Annotated in this window: 3 protein-coding genes; 2 read left to right on the top strand and 1 reads right to left on the bottom strand. The window is 37.3% G+C overall.

Going from position 1 to position 4,610, the window contains the following annotated elements:
- Positions 1-176: 176 nt before the first annotated feature.
- Positions 177-1,886: a diflavin flavoprotein gene (locus FFR48_RS25670; protein ID WP_137669318.1), complete on the top strand. Its 1,710-nt coding sequence runs from the start codon at positions 177-179 to the stop codon at positions 1,884-1,886.
- Between the two features lie 176 nt (positions 1,887-2,062).
- Here the strand turns inward: FFR48_RS25670 and FFR48_RS25665 are convergent, their stop codons facing one another.
- The gene (locus FFR48_RS25665) at positions 2,063-3,499 is read right to left on the bottom strand and encodes a serine/threonine protein kinase (protein WP_137669317.1); all 1,437 of its coding nucleotides are present in this window, start codon (positions 3,497-3,499) and stop codon (positions 2,063-2,065) included.
- A 327-nt stretch (positions 3,500-3,826) separates the two neighbouring features.
- Between FFR48_RS25665 and cbiT the strand changes: the two genes are divergently transcribed.
- Positions 3,827-4,429 (top strand): precorrin-6Y C5,15-methyltransferase subunit CbiT, encoded by a 603-nt coding sequence (gene cbiT, locus FFR48_RS25660; RefSeq protein WP_137669316.1) that lies wholly within the window; start codon positions 3,827-3,829, stop codon positions 4,427-4,429.
- Positions 4,430-4,610 lie beyond the last annotated feature (181 nt).

The raw sequence follows: 4,610 nt of genomic DNA, 5'->3' as shown, positions 1-4,610 counted from the left end.
TTTATCAGCCTCTAACCTTTGATATATCAAGGTTTTAGGTTTATTCAGCAAACCCTAAATAAGGATTTCTTCGTTTATACATAAAAATGGTGTTTTGTCAATAAAATTTAGATGCGTTTCCCCTGGGGAACAAAAAAGAATTTATTTAAAAACAGGAGCTTAAATTTATGTCAGTTATGTCAAATACTAAACCCCGTGATGTCCAAATATTGCCTATTGGTACTGATACAACAATCATCAGATCGCGCAGTTGGGCAAGGTTAAGATTTGAAATTGAATATGCTTTAGCTAAGGGAACAACAGCTAATTCTTTTATTATTCAAGGTGATAAAATCGCTTTAATTGATCCACCTGGGGAAACTTTTACGGAAATTTATTTAGAGGCTTTACAAAAAAGAATAGATATCAAAAATATTGATTATGTAATTCTTGGTCATGTCAATCCTAACCGGGCAGCAACATTAAAAATATTAACAGAAATTGCGCCTCAAATTACTTTTGTTTGTTCTAACCCAGGGGCGATAAATTTACGCACAGCTTTAGAAAATGAAGATTTACCGATTGTGGTAATGCGGGGTGATGAAACTTTAGATTTAGGTAAAGGACATCATTTACAATTTATTCCTACTCCTAACCCCCGTTACGCTGATGAACTTTGTACTTTCGATCCGCAAACAAATATCTTGTTTACTGATAAGTTATTTGGGGCGCACATTTGTGGTGATCAAGTATTTGATGAAGGTTGGGAAGTTTTTAACGAAGATCGCCGTTATTATTTCGATTGTATTATGGCTCCCCATGCTAAACAAGTAGAAACAGCTTTGGATAAGTTGGCAGATTTGCCAGTGAGGTTGTATGCTACTGGTCATGGTCCCTTGGTAAGATATGCTTTACAGGAACTTACCCACTCTTACCGAGAATGGATCAAGCAACAAACTAACGCGGAAATGAGTGTAGCTTTGATCTATGCTTCTGCCTATGGAAATACTGCAACTTTAGCTAGTGCGATCGCTCGTGGTATTACTAAAGCAGGTGTTAGCGTAGAATCTATTAACTGCGAATTTGCTGATCCTGAAGAAATTAAAACGGCGATCGAAAAATCAGCCGGTTTTGTAATCGGTTCGCCCACTTTAGGCGGTCATGCACCCACACCCGTACAAACAGCTTTAGGTATTGTTTTATCAACTGCAACTAATAATAAATTAGCTGGTGTCTTTGGTTCTTTTGGTTGGAGTGGGGAAGCAGTTGATTTAATTGAAGGTAAACTGAAAGATGCAGGTTATCGTTTTGGTTTTGAAACCATCCGCGTTAAGTTCAAACCTAATGAAGTCACCTTACAAACCTGTGAGGAAGCAGGTACAGATTTTGCTCAAGCATTAAAACGCGCTGCTAAAAAAGCCGTGGTTGCTAGACAACCTGCAAGTAATGTTGAACAAGCAGTAGGGCGAATTGTCGGATCTTTGTGTGTCGTTACAGCAACTCAAGGCGAAGTAAAAACCGGAATGTTAGCATCTTGGGTTGCACAAGCCAGCTTTAGTCCTCCTGGGTTAACCATTGCAGTTGCTAAAGATCGGGCAATGGAAAACATGACTTATACAGGTAGTAACTTTGTTGTTAATATCTTAGCAGAGGGGCGAGAAATACGCAAACAATTTATGAAGGTTTACGCCCCTGGACAAGATAGATTTGCAGGTTTAGATATCTCTGAAGCTAATAATGGTGGCGTGATTTTAAATGGTGCTTTAGCTTACCTAGAATGTACGGTAAAAAACCGGATGGAAGTAGGCGATCATTGGTTAGTTTATGCCACAGTGGATGATGGGAAAGTGTTAAACCAAGATGGTGTGACAGCAGTACATCATCGTAAATCAGCGAGTTATTATTAAGCACCCCATACATTAACCCCTCTAACATGAAATAGAGGGGTAATTTAGGCTATAAAGAGGCGTTTTCTGCTTCATTAGTAATCAACAACTCCATTCGGAGTCAGAGACTAGGAAGGAGAAAACTTAAACCTATTTCTGGTTGTCCCCAGGATCATTTTCAACAGATATCTGAAGCATTAACTTGAGGTTTTGGTTATTTCAAGTTCTATCCCTAACCAATTACTTAACTCATCAGCTAACCATTTTAATTCATATTCAGACTTGATGATATAGTCACCAACTTTTATTTCCAATTTTTCTACCCCTATCCAAATTTCCAACTTTGCCTCGACTCCAGACTCACGAGGTATATAAACTAATTGATTAATGTTTTCTCTCGGTGCAGAAGTATGTTTAATTTTCATACCCCAAAGATAAAGACTATGGGATATTTGTTGCTGATTTATGCTAATTTTACATTCAAAAAATGAACTTAACATACCATATATCACACGATATAGCATAGCTAAACCACCGAAAAAAAAAGGTGATATATAGAACGCTGACAATATAGCATTTATTATTGTTCCCCAATCAAAAGGATTAGAAATAAAGGTATTAAACGTGACAACGATAAACAACCAAGTCGCGTGATTCCAAAAGATCATAAATGGAATTCCCACTAAACTATTCAAAGTTAAGAAACTATTCGAAGTTAATGTTAATCCCTTAGCAGGAAGGGTAGTTTTTAAATATTCCTCATTTTTAATTAGTCGAATTTGACTACCTGCTGGTTTAGCAATTGTTGAATTTGTAATATCAGTTTTTTCCAGTGTTTCTAAAGCTTGTAGTGCTGTTTTTGCAGATGTAAACCGCTTTGCTAAATCTGGTTCTATCATCTTTTTTAACCAGTTAGTTAAGCCCGGACTCAGATTTGCCACTTGTTCAAATTGAATGCGAAAATCTTTTTGTGGTAAGTCCGCAGGTTGAGTACCTGTGATTAAATAAATTAAAGTTGCACCTAAGCTATAAAGGTCAGAAGCGGGAACTGTACGCCCCCCAAATTGTTCTTGTGGCATATAACCATAGCTTCCTACAATGGTTCTAGTACCTGTTTCTGAGGCTAAAACAGTTTGCACAGAACCAAAATCTACTAAATAAACTTTTCCCACACTATTCCCCGATCGCTCTCCTAATAAAATATTGCTAGGCTTAATATCACGGTGGATCACAGGTGGGTGTAACTCATGAAGATAAACCAATATCTCTAAAACTGCTTTAGCTATCTCTTGAACTTCATTTTCTGCAAATTTTCTCCCAGTTTTTAAGTATTGTTCTAGGGTTTTCGCTGGGATGTAAGTTTGTACTAGGGCAAATCCTTGATAATTTGATTCTTTTACTTCAAAATAGTCAAGATAGCGGGGTATAGAGGGATGGGATAAAGATTGTAAGGTTTCCGCCTCCCGTTCAAACAGTTTCAAATCATCCCATTCAAAGTCACTATTAAAAGCAAGTAACTTGACAATTACTAAGTTATTGTTTATGGTGTCACGAGCTAAAAAAGTCCTTCGGGCTGACTTTTTACCTAACTGCTTTTGAACTTCGTAGCGATCGCCCAATATTTCCCTATTCATTAGCATCACCTAGATCACTTAGAAAATTATGTTGTTAAACTTTCTCTATTTTATTTTTATTCCTGTTGACTGTCAGGATGTTTTAAAAGTTTTCGGTGAATAGTTTTACTAATTGTTACTACTTCCTACTTCTGCTGATGCAGCACTTCCCAGTGTCATCAGGTACAAAAACCCCATCCCCAACCCCCTCCCCGCAACCGATGAGGGCGCTATTATGTACTTTATAACACAGGAATCCGCTGTAATTTTTAAGTTTGAATTTAAACTTTGAATTTTAAACTTTGAATTTTAAACTTTGAATTTTAAACTTTGAATTTTTAATTGCTTATGCCTTCCCAACTTTGGCCTTATGTTACTCCTGGTATTCCCGATGACTTATTTGAGAACTTACCAGGTATACCCCTAACTCAGCGAGAATTAAGATTATTGTTAATTTCCCAACTACGATTAAAACCAGATTCGGTATTATGGGATATTGGTGCAGGAACAGGTACAATTCCTGTAGAGGTGGGGTTATTGTGTCCCCAAGGAAGAGTTATTGCGGTAGAACGAGATGAAGAAGTGGCTAATTTGATTAAACGTAACTGCCATCGCTTTAATGTGAAAAATGTCAAAGTAATTGAAGGCAGCGCCCCAGAATGTTTACATGATATACAACCCACCCCTGATCGTGTTTGTATAACAGGGGCAAAAGCTATCCAGGAAATTTTACAAGCTGTCTGGCTTTATTTGCCTTTATCCGGTCGAGTTGTCGCCACAGCTGCTAATCTAGAAAGTCTGTATGCTATTTCTCAAAGCTTTTCTCAGTTAAGAGCCAGAAATATCGAGGTTGTACAGTCTGCTGTTAACCGCTTAGAAACTCGCGGTTTTTCCCAAACCTTTGTCGCCGCTGATCCGATTTTTATTCTCAGTGGTGAAAAACTAGATTGAATCTATTCGGTTTTCGGTTTTGGATTCAATCCAAAATCCAAAATCTAAAATCTAAAATAGGGTTTGCTGAATAAACCTAAAACCTTGATATATCAAAGGTTAGAGGCTGATAAACACAGAAATTAGTGCAAGGGTTTTGAAGGGTATACCGGAAAAAGTGTGCATTTTTTGGGATTTCAAG

The organism is Sphaerospermopsis reniformis, from assembly GCF_005402885.1.
GTDB classification, from domain to species: domain Bacteria; phylum Cyanobacteriota; class Cyanobacteriia; order Cyanobacteriales; family Nostocaceae; genus Sphaerospermopsis; species Sphaerospermopsis kisseleviana.
This window is presented reverse-complemented; position numbering and strand designations above follow the sequence as displayed.